The organism is Kineococcus sp. R86509, assembly GCF_042466365.1.
Classification (GTDB): domain Bacteria; phylum Actinomycetota; class Actinomycetes; order Actinomycetales; family Kineococcaceae; genus Kineococcus.
This window is the reverse complement of the sequence record NZ_JAXHCE010000001.1, coordinates 4,853,459-4,870,374: the sequence shown is the minus strand read 5'-3', so window position 1 is coordinate 4,870,374 and position 16,916 is coordinate 4,853,459. Positions and strand designations below refer to the sequence as shown.

Annotated in this window: 19 protein-coding genes; 9 read left to right on the top strand and 10 right to left on the bottom strand. The window is 68.4% G+C overall.

The window, feature by feature from the left end; translation table 11 throughout:
- Nucleotides 1-71 precede the first annotated feature (71 nt).
- The 5 genes from fliD to SJY07_RS23790 form a co-directional block, all read right to left on the bottom strand.
- The gene (gene fliD / locus SJY07_RS23810) at nt 72-1,538 is read right to left on the bottom strand and encodes a flagellar filament capping protein FliD (protein WP_380161792.1); all 1,467 of its coding nucleotides are present in this window, start codon (nt 1,536-1,538) and stop codon (nt 72-74) included.
- Nucleotides 1,539-1,662: 124 nt separating this feature from the next.
- Nucleotides 1,663-2,862: a flagellin gene (locus SJY07_RS23805; protein WP_380161791.1), complete on the bottom strand. Its 1,200-nt coding sequence runs from the start codon at nt 2,860-2,862 to the stop codon at nt 1,663-1,665.
- Between the two features lie 267 nt (nt 2,863-3,129).
- Nucleotides 3,130-4,659: a glycosyltransferase gene (locus SJY07_RS23800; protein ID WP_380161790.1), complete on the bottom strand. Its 1,530-nt coding sequence runs from the start codon at nt 4,657-4,659 to the stop codon at nt 3,130-3,132.
- Between the two features lie 15 nt (nt 4,660-4,674).
- On the bottom strand, nt 4,675-5,541 hold the full coding sequence (locus SJY07_RS23795) for an FkbM family methyltransferase (protein WP_380161789.1): 867 nt from the start codon (nt 5,539-5,541) through the stop codon (nt 4,675-4,677).
- Nucleotides 5,542-5,589: 48 nt separating this feature from the next.
- Nucleotides 5,590-6,486 (bottom strand): sigma-70 family RNA polymerase sigma factor, encoded by an 897-nt coding sequence (locus SJY07_RS23790; protein WP_380161788.1) that lies wholly within the window; start codon nt 6,484-6,486, stop codon nt 5,590-5,592.
- 235 nt (nt 6,487-6,721) lie between these two features.
- Here SJY07_RS23790 and SJY07_RS23785 point away from each other — a divergent pair, with 235 nt between their 5' ends.
- The 9 genes from SJY07_RS23785 to SJY07_RS23745 all read left to right on the top strand — a co-directional run bounded on the left by SJY07_RS23785 (nt 6,722) and on the right by SJY07_RS23745 (nt 12,581).
- Complete coding sequence (locus SJY07_RS23785) at nt 6,722-7,069, top strand: hypothetical protein (RefSeq protein WP_380161787.1); 348 nt, start codon at nt 6,722-6,724, stop codon at nt 7,067-7,069.
- A 98-nt stretch (nt 7,070-7,167) separates the two neighbouring features.
- On the top strand, nt 7,168-7,659 hold the full coding sequence (gene flgN, locus SJY07_RS23780; RefSeq protein WP_380161786.1) for a flagellar export chaperone FlgN: 492 nt from the start codon (nt 7,168-7,170) through the stop codon (nt 7,657-7,659).
- A gap of 14 nt (nt 7,660-7,673) precedes the next feature.
- Nucleotides 7,674-9,056: a flagellar hook-associated protein FlgK gene (gene flgK / locus SJY07_RS23775; protein WP_380161785.1), complete on the top strand. Its 1,383-nt coding sequence runs from the start codon at nt 7,674-7,676 to the stop codon at nt 9,054-9,056.
- 39 nt (nt 9,057-9,095) lie between these two features.
- Nucleotides 9,096-9,980: a flagellar hook-associated protein FlgL gene (gene flgL, locus SJY07_RS23770; protein WP_380161784.1), complete on the top strand. Its 885-nt coding sequence runs from the start codon at nt 9,096-9,098 to the stop codon at nt 9,978-9,980.
- A 75-nt stretch (nt 9,981-10,055) separates the two neighbouring features.
- Nucleotides 10,056-10,457, top strand: a complete 402-nt coding sequence (locus tag SJY07_RS23765) for a flagellar assembly protein FliW (protein WP_380161783.1) — start codon at nt 10,056-10,058, stop codon at nt 10,455-10,457.
- A 195-nt stretch (nt 10,458-10,652) separates the two neighbouring features.
- Complete coding sequence (locus SJY07_RS23760) at nt 10,653-11,063, top strand: flagellar assembly protein FliW (protein ID WP_380161782.1); 411 nt, start codon at nt 10,653-10,655, stop codon at nt 11,061-11,063.
- Nucleotides 11,064-11,158: 95 nt separating this feature from the next.
- Entirely contained in the window at nt 11,159-11,674 is a 516-nt protein-coding gene (locus SJY07_RS23755; RefSeq protein WP_328291755.1) for a YbhB/YbcL family Raf kinase inhibitor-like protein, read from the top strand.
- Nucleotides 11,671-12,219 (top strand): YbaK/EbsC family protein, encoded by a 549-nt coding sequence (locus SJY07_RS23750; RefSeq protein WP_380161781.1) that lies wholly within the window; start codon nt 11,671-11,673, stop codon nt 12,217-12,219. The genes SJY07_RS23755 and SJY07_RS23750 overlap by 4 nt, the downstream gene beginning before the upstream one ends.
- A 2-nt stretch (nt 12,220-12,221) precedes the next feature.
- Complete coding sequence (locus SJY07_RS23745; RefSeq protein WP_380161780.1) at nt 12,222-12,581, top strand: SRPBCC family protein; 360 nt, start codon at nt 12,222-12,224, stop codon at nt 12,579-12,581.
- Here the strand turns inward: SJY07_RS23745 and SJY07_RS23740 are convergent.
- From SJY07_RS23740 to SJY07_RS23720, 5 genes are read right to left on the bottom strand one after another with little or no spacing between them, the layout of a single operon-like run.
- A complete protein-coding gene (locus SJY07_RS23740; protein ID WP_328291758.1) occupies nt 12,540-13,499 on the bottom strand; it encodes an NAD(P)H-dependent glycerol-3-phosphate dehydrogenase in 960 nt (319 codons plus the stop codon). The genes SJY07_RS23745 and SJY07_RS23740 overlap by 42 nt on opposite strands.
- Nucleotides 13,500-13,523: 24 nt before the next feature.
- Nucleotides 13,524-14,102, bottom strand: a complete 579-nt coding sequence (locus SJY07_RS23735; RefSeq protein WP_380161779.1) for a Uma2 family endonuclease — start codon at nt 14,100-14,102, stop codon at nt 13,524-13,526.
- A gap of 33 nt (nt 14,103-14,135) precedes the next feature.
- Complete coding sequence (locus tag SJY07_RS23730) at nt 14,136-14,954, bottom strand: TrmH family RNA methyltransferase (protein ID WP_380161778.1); 819 nt, start codon at nt 14,952-14,954, stop codon at nt 14,136-14,138.
- Entirely contained in the window at nt 14,954-15,604 is a 651-nt protein-coding gene (locus SJY07_RS23725) for a hypothetical protein (RefSeq protein ID WP_380161777.1), read from the bottom strand. The genes SJY07_RS23730 and SJY07_RS23725 overlap by 1 nt, the downstream gene beginning before the upstream one ends.
- On the bottom strand, nt 15,601-16,827 hold the full coding sequence (locus SJY07_RS23720; RefSeq protein WP_380161776.1) for an AAA family ATPase: 1,227 nt from the start codon (nt 16,825-16,827) through the stop codon (nt 15,601-15,603). The genes SJY07_RS23725 and SJY07_RS23720 overlap by 4 nt, the downstream gene beginning before the upstream one ends.
- Between the last annotated feature and the right edge of the window lie 89 nt (nt 16,828-16,916).

The window sequence follows — 16,916 nt, the reverse complement described above, 5'->3', positions numbered from 1 at the left end:
GGGAGGGGGCGGATCCTGGGAACGCGAAAGCCGGCCACCGCTGCACGCGGTGACCGGCCTCCTGCGTCAGATCAGCGGCTGGAGCTCAGGCTCGAGAGCTGACTGGACAACCAGCTGGACTGGCTCTGCAACTTCCCGAGGGCGACCTCGAGGTTCGAGTAGTACTTCTGGTAGTACGACTTCTTGGCCGCGAGGCGGAGGTCGTAGTCCGAGATCCGCTTCGTGAGGTCGGTGATCGTGTTGTTCTGGCCCGCGATCGCGCCCGTCAGGGACCCCGACGTCTTGTCCGTGGCTCCCTTCCCGACCGCGAGCAGCCGTTCCGCGATCCCGACGCTCGACGACGTGGAGTCGACGCTCGTGGGGGCGAGGAGCTGCTGCGTCTTCTTCGGGTCCGCGGCGTAGGCCTTGGAGAAGACCCCCGAGTCGAAGGACAGCGTGCCCTCACGCGTGGACTGCACCCCGTAGGTGGCCGCCGAGGCGGTCCCCCCGAGAGCGCTGGTCACCGCGGTCAGGATCTGGTTCTTCAGGGAACGGAGCGTGCTGTTCCCGTTGAGCGCACCGGCGCCGGCGTTGCTGCCGTCCCCGCCGACGGTACCGGCCTTCGTGGTCGTGGCGATCTGGCTGAGCGCCGCGTTCGCCGCGTCGACCAGCGCCTGCACCGAACTGGCGACGGCACTGGTGTCGGTGGCGACCGAGACGGTGGCCCCGCCGGTCTTCGTCACGGTGGCCGTGACGCCGGACATGAGGTCCTTGAACGAGTTCGAGGACGAGGTGACCTTGATGGCCGGGTTCGAGGAACCGGCCGAGTCGTCGATCTGACTGGCATCGGTCACGGGGTTCGCCGTGATGTAGAGCCGAGCGTCCGCTGGGTCCGACAGCTTCGTCAGCTGCAGGTTTCCGGCGGAGGGATCGGCGGGGCGACTGACGAGCTGGAAGTCCCCGTCGCTCGCCCCCGTCTTGGTGGAGGTGATCTGGAGCCGGTAGACCCCGTCGCTCACCCGCACCGCGACGGCCTGGATCCCGAGCGTGCTGCTGGCCTTGTTGATGGCCGCAGCGACGTCGTCGAACGAGCCCTTGCTGAGGTCGACGGTACCGAGCAGGTTCCCCTGGTTGTCGGTGACGTCCAGCGGGAAGCCGAGCTTCTGGGCGATGTTGACGGGCGTACCGTCCCCTGCGGTCGTCGCGACCGCCTGGGTCATGACGGATCGGCCGGAGGCCAACTGGTCCACGAACACGTTGAGCGAACCGGGCACCGCGGTCGAACTGGCAGAGACCGCCACGCCGTCGGACGTCGAAGTCGCCTTCGCCGCCGTCCAGGTCGCGGCCTTGGTCAGGTTCTGCGCCGCCGTCTGCAGGGCCGACATCCGGGTGTTGACCCCTTGCAGGGCCGCCACCTTCGTCTGGGCAGTGCTGACGTTCGACTTCAGCTGCGTCTGGGGCGCTGCGTCCACGCTCAAGAGCTTGGCGATGATGCTGGTGGTGTCGAGCCCGCTGATCAGTCCGTCGACGGCATTGGACGTAGATGAGACGGTCGACATGACTGTCCCTCCTGTCTTCTGTCGAGGGTTGCACAAGTGGGTGTAGGCGGGGGGCGCCGCCGTGCGGTGCCCCCCGCCTGATGAGGTCGGGTCAGCCGGAGCTACCCGACCTCGTTAGTCAGACTCAGCCACGCAGCAGGGTGAGGATGTTCTGCGAGGAGGAGTTGGCCTGCGCGAGCATCGACGTGCCCGCCTGGGAGAGGACCTGGTTCTTGGTGAACTTGGTCATCTCGGCAGCCATGTCGGTGTCGCGGATCGCGGACTCGGAGGCGGTGATGTTCTCGATCGAGACCGAGAGGTTGTTGATCGCGTGCTCGAAGCGGTTCTGGATGGCACCGATCGAGGCGCGGGCGGTGCTGATGCCCTTCAGGGCGGCGTCGACGCTCGCGATCGCGGTCTGAGCGTTGCCGGCACTGGTCAGGCTGGACGTGGACAGACCCAGCCCGAGGGAGGTGAACCCGGTCGCCGAGGCGGGGGTGTTCTCGGTACCCGCGACGGTCGTACCGGCGATGGAGCCGGGGACGTTGGCGGCCGTGACGGTAGCCACGGAGATCGAGGGACGGTTGCCGACCGTGGCTTCGGTCAGGACGAGCTTGCCACCCGTGGCGGTCGCGGTGAACTTCGAGGTGAACGCAGCACCACCGTCGGTGCCGAGCTGCGTCGCCAGCGTGGCGGCGTCCGTCGTACCGGCGGTCAGGGTCACCGTGACGGAGTTGGTGCCGTCACCCACGGTGATCTTGTCGCCGATGGAGTGCGAACCCTCGACAGCCGAGGCAGTGAAGACCGAGGAGGTGCCGGCGACCGCGGCGGTCGGGTTGCCGAAGACCGCGCTCTGCAGGTTGATGTTGATGCGGTCGTTGGCGGTGTTGAAGGCGCCGATCTGGAAGGACCCGTTGTAGCTGCCGTCGAGCAGCTTCTGGTTGCCGAACGAGGTGGTGCTGGAGATGCGGTCCAGTTCCTTGCTCAGCTGCTGGAACTCGCTGTCCGCGGCACCCTGGGCGTTGGTGTCCTGCGAGCCGGAGTTGGCGGCCTGGACGGCGAGGTCACGCATGCGCTGCAAGATCGAGGTGGACTCGGAGAGCGCACCGTCAGCGGTCTGGGCGACGTTGACGCCGTCCTGGGCGTTGCGGGAGGCCTGGGTGAGGCCACCGATCTGCGAGCGCAGACCCTCGGAGACGACCAGGCCGGCAGCGTCGTCGGCGGCCTTGTTGATGCGGTAACCGGAAGAGAGCTTCGCCAGCGAGGACGAGACAGCCTTGTCGGTGCGGTTCACCGAGTTGTAGCTGTTGAGCGCGGCGATGTTGTTCTGAATGCGAAGACCCATGGTGACGATTCCTCCGTGATATGGGATCAGTGTGTTTCTGTCTGCCGTCCGTGGCCTGACAGTTCATTCATCGGCCTGTCGGCGTCCCACCTGAGCGGTCCGCCGCGTGGCAAACGGGTGACACTCTGGATCACCCGCACCTCGACCACCTGGAGTCCCCCCAGGCACAGAACGGTCGGGGTCAGCCCACCGGAACGCACGCAGCTCGACGAGAGCGAATGCGCTACGTAACGATCCAACCACGAAGAGTGCTGACTGTCATCCGTTTCAGGCCGGCTCGAGCGCGGACGCGATACGGGGCGACACCTGTGCGACCTGTGCGACCACGGCGCCCACCTCAGCGTCGGGGACGACGGCCAGGAGGGCCTCGAGGTCGGACCAGACGTCCTCACCCGCCTCGACCAGAGCCACACCGCAGACGATCCGAGCCGTCAGGTCGACCTCGGCGGAGGCGAAGCGTCGCCGCAGCGGGCAGTGCTGCGTCATCCCCCGCTCCCGCAACCGCAGCGACCAGCGCAGCGCGTCGTGGATGGTCAGCTGCCGCCACGACTCACCCGCGGTGAGCAGCACCGCCTCGACCGCACGGTCGGCCGACCACATCTCGTCCAGGAACTCCGAGATCGTCGGGAAGGGCAGCCCACGGAGCTGACCGAGCACCGGGACCACCAACGGCTCGGGAACAGCAGCGACGAGGTCACGGATCGGGAACCGCGAGGCCGCGACGATCCGCAGCACCACGTCCGCGCGCAGACCGAGAGAACCACGACGGAGGTGACGCAGGACCAGTTCCGCAGCGTCGTCGAAGCGGTCCAGGTTGAAGAGGATGGCGGCGCGGTACGGCTCCGTCGACACCACCGAGAAGGGAATGCCCCGCAGGTCCACGGCGTCGCCGAGACCGTCCATCAGTTCCAGGGTGCGCAGCCAGTCCTGCTGGCGACCGCTGGCCTGGGCCCTGAGCCACCGCATGACCCGGGGATCCTCACCGAGGCCTTCCAGGTGGGCCGTCCAACGTTCCTCGACCTCGGACTCGCCGAGTTCCCTGGCGACCTCGACCGCAGCGTGCGCACCGTGCGCCGCCTCGGACGGTGTGAGCTGCGTGAGCTCCAAGTCCTCGAAGGCATCGAGAGCCTCCCGCGCCCTGCCCGCGAACTGCGCGGAGCGACCGACGTTGAGGCGATACCGACCCAGGCGCTGCTCATCACGTGCGATCGCCTCGCTGAGTTCCCGCCGGGCGATCCGGAGGTTCCGGTCCCCCTTGTCCCTGTCCTGGCGCCGGACGGCGCTGTACCCGCTGTGGAGGAGTTCCAAGGCGCTGGAACGTCGTTCGATCTCCTGGCCCCGGATCCCGACGACCTGTTCGTGCAACGCCCCCACCCAGTGGCAGGTGGCTCGACGCAGAACGCGCTGGGCGGGGGTGTCCATGGTCACCGAGTCCCCGTCCCAGGACGGCGAGATCTGCGTCACCTGGAAGACGTCCGCGGTGGGGTTGCGTTCGAGTTCCCGCCGCCAGGCTCGAGGATCACCCCGCACGACCTCGTCGGCGTCGACGGTGAGGACCCACACGCCCCGGCAGTGCTCCAGCGCGCGGTTCCGCGCGGCTCCGAAGTCGTCGTCCCAGAAACCCTCCACCACCCGGGCGCCGCTGGCGCGGGCGATCGCCACGGTGTCGTCGGAGCTCCCGGTGTCGTAGACGACGACCTCGTCCGCGAAGGGTCGGACCGCGTCCAGGGACGCCTGGAGGACCTCCGCCTCGTCCTTGACGATGTAGCAGGCGCTGACGAAGGGTCGCTCACTCACGATCTGGCTCCACGCTCACGCCTCGACGGTCTTGAGGTAGTCGACGACCGAGCCCATGGCGAGCTCCTCCCGGGCCACGAGCCCCAGGAGGCACCGCACGACGAGGTCGGACGAGCCGTAGACGTGGTGCGCGACGAGCGACAACTGCTTCAGGTGATCGCTCGAGAGTTCCTCGGTCCGCGCGAAGTCCCTGACGTACACCAGGTCGGCTTCGAGCAACTGGTGCGTCCCGGGCGTGTGGCTCCGGAAGGGCGAGATGGGCCACTGCTTGACCGCGGCGAAAGCGTGCGGGACGAAGCCCTGCCGGCGCAGCTCGACGTCGATCTGACCGAACGTCGGTTGGCCCGCGTACAGGGGGAGGAAGGAGACCTCGGTCTGGATGACGACGGTCTCGGCGAGGCGGTCGCGTCCGCCCTCGAAGACCATCAGCTCCGCACCCTGGACGTCGATCTTCAGGAAGTCGACGGCCGGCAGTCCCTCGACGTCGTCGAGTCGGGTCGTCGCGACGTCGAGGCGGTCGGTGACGACGCCCCAGTCACCGAAGCCCTCGAAGACCTGGAGCCGGACGGGATCGGGCGGGAACAGGCTCGTCATGCCGCTCGCAACCGTCACGTGGAGCGTGTGGTCGCGCCCGTCCCCCACCACGTGGGGGAGGTAGGTCTCGCGCTCTCCCTGGCGAGCTCGCAGCACCGCGAGCGCGTCCGCCTGCGGCTCGAACCCCGTGACCGTGCACAGCCCGGCGTCGAGCATGTCCTGGTACGGCGGGGCGCCGTCGACGGGATTCGCACCGATGTCCACGATGGAGGTCAGTCGCGGATCGCCGAGGAGTCGGCGGAGCATCTGCTGCTCCGTCGGCACGTGGGTGCTCGTCGTCGTTGCCACGTGACTCACAGTAGCGGTCGGTTAGCTCAGAGGTAAGACGTCTTCCTCTCAGGCCGTACGACGCACCGGTGCCGCGTAGGAGCCGAAGCTGGACAGCGCCAGCCGCGAGCGGAAGTCGCTCTGCGTCCCGACCGCTGCGTAGTAGGACTCCTTGCGCTTCACCGCAGCCCCGGACCCGCCGACCTTGGCGACCATCTCCGGGGACAGGTGGGTGTTCATCCCGTCACGCAACAGCACCAGGGCCTCGGCGCGCATCTGCGAGATGCGCGACTCCGACACCTCGAGCTCCTCGGCCAGCTCGGCCATCGGACGCTCCTGGATGAAGTAGCCCTCGATGACGTGCTTGAGACGCTCAGGCAGGACGAGGATCGCCGAACGCAGGTAGCCGAGCCGCTCGCGATGCAGCAGCTCCTGCTCCGGGCCGGGCGTGTGGGTCGGGAGGTGGTCGTCGAGGGAGGCACCGTCGGCGGTGAAGCCCTGCATCGACAGCACCATCGAGCGCTGCGCCTCGTCGCGGGTCTCGGCGAGCTCCTTCTCGGAGACCCCCAGGGAGGCCGCGAGCTCGGCGGGACGCGGGGTGCGGCCGAGCTCGGTCGTCAGCTTGTCCTCGGTCTGGCTGAGCTTGCGCTGACGGCTGCGGACACCGCGCGAGGCCCAGTCGGCCCCGCGCAGGTCGTCGAGGATCGCCCCGCGGATGCGGGTGTTCGCGTAGCGGTTGAACGGGACCCCGGTGCTCGGGTCGTAGGCCTTGGACGCCTGGAACAGCGCCATGAGGCCGGCCGAGGTGAGGTCGTCCCGGCTCACGTGCGACGGCAGACGACCGATGAACTCAGAGGTGATGTAGCCGACGAGCGGCAGGTTCTTCTCCACGAGCGCGTGGCGCTCAGCGGCAGAAAGCTCGACCATGGGGAGCTCCCGGGTGGCGAAGGCGGTGTCTGCGGTCACACACCCCTTCTCGGCAACTACCCCCTCCCGACTTGAGCGCCCGTCGGATGGATCCAGCGCTCCCCCGGTCGGGTCACCGTGATCACACGGTGTCCCCCTGAACGCCACCCGGGTGACAACGTCCCCGTTCGGCGCAACCCTGTTCAGCAGCCCGGTTCGACGGGCCGAAGCTTTGAGAAGGCGTTGTGCGGCAACTCGCGCGACGCGTGTGGTTCGTGTGGCTGGAGGGAATCGAGTGAAGCCCCTGTGGCAGGTCGTGCGGGACCTGGAGTTCGCGTACAAGAAGGGTCGACTCACCCCGTCCTACCTCGATCACTACGCCGACGTGAACGGTGAACGGGTCACGGCGTTGTACGCGCTCTGCGCGAAGAACTTCCTGGAGGTGGAACACGAGATCGGCCGCAACGACCACATCGCCGGCGAACGGGCCATGGGCGTCGACCAGGCCGCCGTGAACCGCGCCATGGAGGAGGAGTCGCGCGTCCTGCACCAGGAGCTGCGCAACGCCCGCGAGGACGGCAGACCGTACTACCTGCGCAAGCCGACGAAGAACGCCCAGTTCATCAAGAAGACCGGCCGCTGATCTCACCGGTTGTCCCCTCCCGGCCCCTCAGCTCGTGGTAGCCCCCGCCGATGGACGGCCTGAGCACCACTGACTGACGGCATCGGGGAAGGACACGCATGGGACTCGCTGAGGTCTCCGGCATCCTCTGGAAGGAGCGGGAGCTGCTGGAGCTGCTCCTGTTCAAGCTGGAGGAGGAGCAGCTCGTACTGGCCAGCGGCCGGACGCGCTGGTTGGCGCACGCGACCCGTGAGGTCGAGTTCGTCATGGAGCAGATCCGCTCCACGGAGGTCCTGCGTGCCGTCGAGGTCGACACCGTCGCCGCGGAGCTGGGCCTCGAGCCCGGTCCGAGCCTCGGCGCCATCGCGGACGCGGCTCCCGAGCCCTGGAGCGAGCTCTTCCGCACCCACCGGGACGCGTTCCTCACCCTGACCGCGGAGATCCAGGACCTGGCCGACGCCAACCGCGACCTCCTCAACGCCGGTTCCCGTGCGCTGCGCGAGACCCTGCTCGGGCTGGACCAGCCCCTCGACACCTACACCGCCCGGGGCAAGAACACGGCCGCGTCGGCCGGCGGATCCCGCGCCCACTTCGTCGACGAAGCCCTCTGAAAGGACCCCTGACGATGAGCACCTTCTCCGGCATCAACACGGCCCGCCGCGCCCTCTCCGCCGCCCAGCTGGGCATGGAGACCACCGGTCAGAACATCGCGAACGTCAACACCGACGGGTACTCCCGCCAGCGGGTGGACCAGTCCGCGAGCATCCTGAACCAGACCGGCCAGTTCTCGCAGAAGAACATCCCGGGCGACGGCGTCGTCGTCAACGGGATCACCCGCATCAACGACGCGCTCGCCACAGCGACGGCCCGCCAGGACTCGGCCGCCGCCAAGGAACAGGCGACCGCCAGCACCGTCTGGTCCGGCGTCGAGAACGCGCTGGGCGACACCGGTGCGTCCGGGCTGAGCCAGAACCTCGCCGACCTGTCCTCGGCCTGGAACGACCTCGCGTCCAAGAGCGGCACCGACGGCCTGGCCAGTGCTCAGTCGCTGGTCATCACCCGCAGCCAGACCGTCGTCGAGCAGCTGGGCGGCATGGACGACCAGCTCCAGGACCAGTACGACCAGCTGGGTCTCCAGGCCCAGACCCAGGTCTCGCAGGCGAACACGATCGCCACGAACATCGCGAAGCTGAACACCTCGATCCGCGAGACCCTGGGCACCGGGGCCTCCGCGAACGAGCTGATGGACCAGCGGGACCAGTTCCTGAACCAGTTGTCCGACCTGACGGGGTCGCGCGTCGTGAACCGGGACAACGGCACCGTGGACGTCTTCGTCGGCAACGCGACGATCGTCACCGGTGACTTCTCCTACGAGCTCGAGGTCAACGCCACCGACAGCACCGGCGCCGCCGTGAGCAAGGCCGACATCGGCAACCAGCTGGTGGCGTCCATCGGCGGCCAGACCGCCGGCCCGGTCGCGGGTTCGCTGAAGGCGACCCTCGACGGCGCGAACAAGACGCTCGTCGCCCAGAAGGCCAACCTCGACACCTTCGCCGACACCCTGGCGACCAAGGTCAACGCGGCCTACGGCGGCCAGTTCTTCAAGAACGCCGACACCAGCGCCACGGCCGGTGCCGCCATCCCCGCCTCCCAGCTGGCCGTGGGCGTCAACACGACGACCTTCCGGGACAGCACCGCCACCACCGGCGCCGGCTCCGCCGACCGCGTCTACGCCAAGGCCGTCTCCTCCACGTTCGCCGACGTGAAGTCGAACTGGCGCACCAACGTCACGAACCTCGCGGCGTCCACTCAGTCCGCGTCGAACCGTGCCGATCTGGCATCGCAGGTGTCGTTGAAGTCCGGCGCGGTCCGCGACGGGGTCTCCGGCGTCAACCTCGACGAGGAGATGACCAACCTCGTCGCCTACCAGCACGCGTACTCCGCAGCGGCCAAGGTCCTCACCACCATGGACGAGGCGCTCGACGCGCTCCTCAACATGGTCCGCTGACACCACTGACTGACGGGAGACACCACCATGCTCGGCCGAGTGACCCAACGCAGCATCGCCACCAACGCCCTCACCAACCTGCAGAACACGCAGGCCCGGACCGCGAAGCTGCAGGAACAGATCACCAGCGGGACCTCGCTCTCCAAGGGCTCCGACGACTCCGTGCGTGCCGCCGCGGCGCTGCGCCTGAACGACCAGATCGCGGTCAACACCGAGAACGGTCGCAACCTCACCGAAGCCCGCGGTTGGATGACGACGCAGGAACCTGCGCTGCAGAGCACCACGGACGCCCTGCAGAAGGTCCGGGACCTGACCGTCCAGGCCGCCAACGGCAGTCTCGACTCCAACGGCCTCAAGGCCATCGCCGCTCAGATCTCCGAGATCAAGAAGACCGTCATGGGTGACGCGAACACCCAGTACCAGGGCCGCGCGGTCTTCGCGGGCACGTCGGCCACCACCACGGCCTTCGACCCCACCACCTACGCCTCCAACGACGACGGGGGTGCGGTCATCCGCACCATCTCCGCCGGCACCAACATGACGGTGAACGCCTCCGGCAACGCGGTGTACGGAGCGCAGACCGCCGGTGGATCGACGCTCTTCGCCGAGCTCGACCAGCTCGCGACCGACATCGCCGCCGGCAACGTCAACAGCAGCACCGTGACACTGTCGACGATCGACAGCCGGATCAACCTGGCGACCAACGCGACGGCGGTCATCGGCGCCCGGACCAACCAGCTCGACCACGCCGAGGACGTCAACACCAACCAGCTGCAGTACCTGACCGCGCAGCTGGACGACGTCCAGGGCGTCGACCCGGCCAAGGCGTACCTCGAGTTCACCCAGCAGCAGGTCGCCTACCAGGCGGCCCTGCAGGTGACCGCGAAGTCGGTCCAGACCACGCTGCTCGACTTCCTCCGCTGACGCGGCGGACTCCACACCGCAGTGCGAGAACGTTTCAACCGACCCTCGTCCCCCGGAGTTCCTAGAGTGACCCTCATGACCGACGCGCCCGTGAACGCCCCCACGATCGAGTTCGTCTCGCCCATCATGGGTTTTGCCGATCACACCGCCTTCCACCTCGTCCCGTTGGACGAGGAGGGAACGTTGTACTCGTTGCGTGCCGCTGACGGCACGGGCGTCCGGCTCGTGGTCGTCGTCCCGGGGAAGTTCTTCCCGGGCTACGCCCCGGAGATCGACGACGACACGGTCGCGAAACTCGATCTGCGGGACGCCACGGAGGCTGCGGTCCTGAACGTGGTGAACGTCGGGGACGACCCGGCCAGGGCGACGGTCAACCTGCTCGCTCCCATCGTGATCAACCACCGCACGATGCAGGCCGCGCAGGCCGTTCTCGTGGGAACCGACCTCCCGCTGCGGGCACCCCTCCTGGTCGGCTGAGCTGCACGGATGCACGAACGCCCCGCCGGTTCTCCGGCGGGGCGTTCCTGCGTTTCCGGACGCCACGGACACCGAGACGGATTGCAACTTCTCCGCTACTGTCGGTAGTGGTCGAGACGCCGCCAGGAGTACTCGCGGCGACCAGGCGACGCCCGGGATCCGAGCCCGGGGACCTGACAGATGAAGGGATCCGTTGTGAGCATCGCTTCCGACACCAAGCCCAAGATCGAGTTCGTCGCACCCCTCATGGGGTTCGACAAGAACACGACGTTCGAGCTCGACGCCCTCGACGACGACGGCATGTTCTACACCATGCAGTCGACGTCGGACCCCAGCCTCCGGCTGGTGCTCGCCGACCCCACGCCGTTCTACCCCGACTACGACGTGATCATCAACGACGAGACGGCTCAGGCCCTGGACATCGAGTCCGAGGGTGACGGCGCCATCCTCACCATCGTGAACATGGCCATGGGCATGGAGAAGGCGACGATCAACCTGTTCGCCCCGATCGTGGTCAACCCCAAGTCCCACAAGGCGCTGCAGACCCTGCAGTACGGGACGGACGACAGCCCGCTCGACGCACCGCTCACGCCGCCCGCGGCCTGAGCACCGCTCCGCAACGGGTCGTTGCCTCCACGGTGTCGGTCATCGACACCGTGGAGCCGACGAGCCGAAACCGGCCCGCCTCGTAGAGTCGTGCCATGAACCTCGAACGACCGATCGCCCCGGAGCCGTACTCCCTGCTCCCCTCCATCCCCAGCTTCGCCCTGCACTCCTCCGACGTCACGTCGGGCACGCAGCTGGACGAGCAGCACGCGAGCGGCAACGTCTCGCCGCAGCTGGACTGGGACGGTTTCCCGGACGGCACCAAGAGCTTCCTGGTCAACTGCTTCGACCCGGACGCTCCGACCCCGGCCGGCTTCTGGCACTGGACGATCGTCGACGTGCCACTCTCCGTGACGAGCCTGCCCACCGGCGCGGGCTCGCAACCCGCTCCGCAGGGGGCGACCGTGCTCAAGAACGACATGGGTACCGCCGACTTCACCGGCGCCGCTCCCCCGCCCGGTGACCACCCGCACCGCTACGTCTTCGCCGTGCACGCTCTCGACGTCGAGAGCCTCGGCCTTCCGGAGGGTGCGACGCCGACCGTCGCGGCCTTCATGTCCCTCGGTCACGTCCTGGCCCGCGCGACGCTCAGCCCGGTCTACTCCCGGTGAGCGTCCCGGCGGAGGCTCAGCGCGTCGCCGGGGACCTCGAGCTCGTGCCGGCCGGGGAGAACGCCGACCTCGTGCTGGACGCCGTCCGGACGGCCCTCCCCGAGGGTTCGTGGGCGCTCAGCATCGACCCGGACCTCGCCGACACCCAGGCCCTCGTCGACGCGGCGCACGTCCCCCTCGACGGGTCCGCGAACTGCGTCGTCGTCGCCGGCAAGCGCGACGGGGCGGAGCGGGTCGCGGCGTGCGTGGTCCTCGCGACCACCCGCGCCGATGTGAACGGCGCGGTCAAGCGGCTCCTCGACGTCCGCAAGGCGTCGTTCCTCCCCGTGGACCGCGCCGTCGAGGAGTCGGGCATGGAGTACGGCGGCATCACGCCGCTCGGCCTACCCGGCGACTGGCGCGTCCTGGTCGATTCCGCCGTCGCGGCCCGCGACTGGGTCCTCATCGGCTCCGGGGTGCGGACGTCGAAGCTCGTCGTCCGCGGGTCCGACCTCGCCGCGCTGCCGAACGCCGAGGTCCTGGACATCGCGCTACCCGCCCGGTGATCGTGCGGGGGCCGAGGTCGGCCGCGGACGTCTGGGAGGACTACGCCCGGATCGAACGCTGGCCGACCTGGTCCCCGCAGATCACCTCGGTGACCGCGTCAGCGGACCGCATCGCCACCGGGGTCACCGGCACCGTCCGCTCGGGTCCGCTGAAGATCCCCTTCACCGTCCTCGCCGTCGACGAGGACGCCCGCACGTGGACGTGGCGCGCTGCGGGCATGACCCTCGACCACGGGGTCCTTGACCTCCCGGGCGGGTGCGGCACGACACTGCGGGCTCCCGCCCCCTACCGGCCGGTCGCGTGGCCGGCGCTGTGGCGGCTAACTCACCGACAACAACCGGGACACCGTCTCCACCGGTGACCGCCGACCCTCCAGCACCGCCACCACGTCCCGCACGAACGGCAGGTCCGGGTCGCGCCGCAGCAGCGCGGGCGCCGTGGCCACCCCCTCGGCGGTCCCGCCGGCCCGCCCCACTGCCTCCGCCAGCGGCAGACCCTGCCCCAACGCGACGCCCACCCGGTGGTTGCGGGACAACGTCGACGTGCTGGTCGCCACCAGGTCCCCGGCGCCGGCCAGTCCCAGGAACGTCTCCAACCGCCCACCCAAGCGACTCCCCAGCGACGCGGTCTCGGTCAACCCCAATGTCGTCACCGCGGCCCGAGCGTTCGCGCCCAGCCCGGCCCCCTCGACCATCCCGACGGCCAGCGCGACGACGTTCTTGAACGCGCCCGCCACGTCGACACCGATGACGTCGGTCAGCGGGTGGGCGTGGAAGGCGGGTGTGCTGCACCAGCCGGCCACCCGCGCTGCGACGGCCGGATCGGCGCAGGCCACGACCGTCGCGGCGGGTTGCCCGCGGGCGATCTCGAGGGCCAGGTTCGGACCGGACAACGCCAGGACGTGCACCGGGTCCAGGACGTCGGCGACGACCTCGGAACCGAACAACCCGGTCGCCGTCTCGACGCCCTTGGCGAGGTTCACGACGGGAACCCGGGGCAACTCCGGGAGCCACTCGAGGAGCCAGGACCGCAACTGCTGCAACGGAACCGCCAGCACCACCAACGACGCCCCGGCGACGACCTCGGCGACGGAGGAACTCGCCCGGATCCGGGGGGACAGCGCGATCCCCGGCAGGTACTCCTGGTTGGCCCCCGACCTGCGGATCCGCTCGGCGAGTTCCGGCCGCCGGCACCACAACCCCACGCTGGTGGCGTTAGTCGCGAGGATCCCGGCGACGGTCGTCCCCCACGCTCCGGACCCGAGGACGGCGACATGCATCCGCGTCACGCTACGCGGGGTGGATCAGCGGCGACGCAACAGGGCGTTCGGCACGACGGAGAAGGCGGCGTGACCACCCGGCCGCGCGGGGACGACCAGGGGCGACTCACCCTCGCTGGCCACCACCGTCGACCAGTGCGATCCGACGTTCACCATCCAGCTGAGGTGGACATCGCCGGAGTCGCTCAGGAAAGCCTCGAGGAGAACGGGCAGACCGGCTTCGCGGTACTCCCCCCGCTTCTCGTTCATCTCTCGCAGGGTGTTCCCGGGAGACCAGACCTCGACGGCCGCAGCCGGGACACCGACGTACACGTCGACCGACCGCAGTTCGTCGCCGTCGACGAGGACGTCCGGGATCCTCCCCCGGACCACGCTGCCGTCGGGGGCGAGCTCGACGGCCCAGTTGCCGGGCGCCGTCGCCACGACCCCCCACTGCCGCTCGAACTCGATCAGCAGACTGGTGGCGATGAAGTGGTGGGGATTGCCGCCGACCTTCTTGATCACGAACGCTCCGTCGACGACCTCGACCATCTCCAGGAAGCCGAAGGGCGCACTGAGCCAGGCGTCGACCGAGACGCCGAGCTGAGGCACACCGAGGCTCACCTGCTCAGGATATGGGGCAAGCCGGAAGGGGGTCTACGACCGCCGCGTCTCCCACAACGCCACCGCGCTCGCGGCCGCCACGTTGAGGCTGTCCACCCGCGGGTCCATCGGGATCCGCACCACCAGGTCGGCCCCGGACACCGCCCGCCGGCTCAGCCCGTCGCCCTCCGTCCCCAGCAGCAACGCCAACCGGTCCGGCGCGGCGAAGGAGCCGAGGTCGACGGAGTCGTCCGACAGCGCCAGCGCCGCGACGGTGAACCCCGCCCCGCGCAGCAGCGCCAGGTCCCCCGGCCAGGAACCGGCCCGGGCCCACGGCAGGTGCAGGACGGTGCCCATCGACACCCGCACGCTGCGCCGATACAACGGGTCGGCGCAGCGCGGGCTGACGACCACCCCGTCGACGCCGAACGCGGCCACGGACCGGAAGATCGCGCCGATGTTGGTGTGGTCGACGATGTCCTCGAGCACCACGAGCCGCGACGGCCCGGGCGGCAGGGACGCCAGCAGGGAAGCCACCGACCGGACCGGGGGCCGTTGCATGGACGCGATGGCCCCGCGGTGCAGGTCCACCCCGGTCAGCTCGGCGAACGCCTCGACGGGGGCCACGAACACCGTCGCGTCCTCCGGCAGCACGTTCACGAGGTCGGAGTAGCGGGCCTGCGAGAGCAGGAACGAGCGCGGCACGTGTCCCGCAGCCAGCGCCCGGCGGATCACCTCGACGCCCTCGGCGAGGAACAACCCCTCCGCCGGTTCACGGCGCGCGCGCAGCTGCACGTCCTTGAGGTGGGTGTAGTCACGCAGGAAGCCCGTGTGCTGCGGATCGGTGAGGTCTTCCAGGTCGATCTGTCGCATCAGGCTTGTTCACGAGGAGGGTAGACGCCAGAGGTACCGGCTTGAGCGTGCCTGACCAAGTGGTTCAGCGCCCGCTCCAGGCGACGGAACGAGGGGAGGTCAGCCGCCCGCAGGTCCGCCGGTTGCATGAGACGCGTCAAAGGCAACTGGTGGAGGGTGGGTTTGTAGCTTCGACCACCCATGAGATTCTTTCCGACCCACCCCTTCGCGTCCCTGGGCACTTCGGGGTCAGGAAGAGGCTTGGCGTCAGCCAGGGTCACCGGTCGAGTCTTGGCCACCTGCAATTCCTTACCGGAAAGCTTGTCGGCCACGGAGATCGCCAGTGTCTCGTACTCCCGGAAGAACAAGACGATGGCCGCAGGAAACGGCAGGTCCAGGCCGCGGATACGCGCAGCCAATCTCGGAGCGTCGTGACAGGGCTCCCCATCCTCCCAGTCGCTCGTGATGAGCAAGCCGGCAGGTCGCTTCGATCTGGCGTATTCGCAAGCAGTCTCCAGTTGCCCTGGCGCGTCGATCTTGAACCGGACAGGTGTCGGAACCGAGGGAAACACGGCTGCGCTGCCCTGAGCCTTCAGGACCCGGGACACCAGACTGGCGGCCGCAGCCACCTCGCCGTGCCCTTCGACGGTCACGATCAGTTCACCGCTCATGCGGGGGGACCGATGACGACGACGTCGTCCAGATCATCGATCGCTACCCCAGCCGGCGATGATCCACGCAGGCCACCCGCTCGCAACAAGCCGCCTGGCCCGAGCAACTGCCGACGGATCAGATCCTGCTCGCCAAGTCCAAGAGCAGATACAGACGTCACCAGGTCGTGTCGCTCGACAACGCGCACTTCATCAGCCTCAACCAGGTCGAGCAACTCAGGGCTGTGGCTGGTGACAACGACCGGCGTACTCATGGCCGCCTCTCTCAGGAAGTCCATGAGAAGCGGCAACAATCCGGGATTGATCGTCAACTCCGGCTCCTCGACTCCGATCAAGGATGGACGATCGTTTTGCAGCAGCGCGGTCAAGAGCGATGCGATGCGAAGAGTCCCGTCACTCTCCTGAGCGGCGTTGAACCTCCGCAGGCGACCCGGAGCGACTTCATGTACGAACTCAACCGTGTCGAAGCCGCCAGAAGTCACAACTTTGAGGTCGACGACATCAGGTAAGACCCGACTCAGGGCCGACACGAGTTGATCATGCCGCTCAGCACTCAACGACCGGATGACGGCAGCCCAGTTGCTGCCGTTGTCGTCCATGGGCGGCGTCTTCCCGACAGGCTGAGGACTCGCAAGCTCCCGAGGGAAGATGCTGTGAACTCGCACCTGGCGGAGAGCGTCGATGACACCGCGAACCTGCTGATGTGCGGAGATGCTCGGCATGATGAGCTCGTCAGCGACCACCGCAGGATCAAGGCCCGCCGGCACCCGTACAGCCCGCCCTTTGGACACCTCGAAGATCGGTGTCTCTACGCCGGCCGCGTCCCACTGGGACAGGTACTCACGTGCCACCCGATACGTTCCCCCTGTCGAGGCCGCGAGGGAGAAGCCGTAAGTACTCGACTGTCCATCGACCACGACTTCCACGTCGACGGACAAATTTCTTGGGCGCGAATACGTCGCGACGCGTCGCAAACGCTCGATCCCGAGCCGGCGGGCCACCGCGACGTCAAGCCCATCGGTCAAGGCATCACGCACAAAACGCAATGCGTCCAGAATGTTGCTCTTACCTGAGCCGTTGATGCCTACGAGGGCTGTCAGCGGCGTGAGACGAACATGCACGTTATCGCCGAGGCTGCGAAAGTTGGATACCCAAAGTTGCCTGATGTGACCACGGCCGTTGTCAATGGCCACGTCTCCTCCGTTCCCCGCCTGCTCAAGCATCGCCCCACCCTACTCAAGCAGCCGCTCGAGAACGCAAAAGCCCGCACACTGCGAATCGATGGGTACTTCTCGACTCGCTGTGCGCGGGC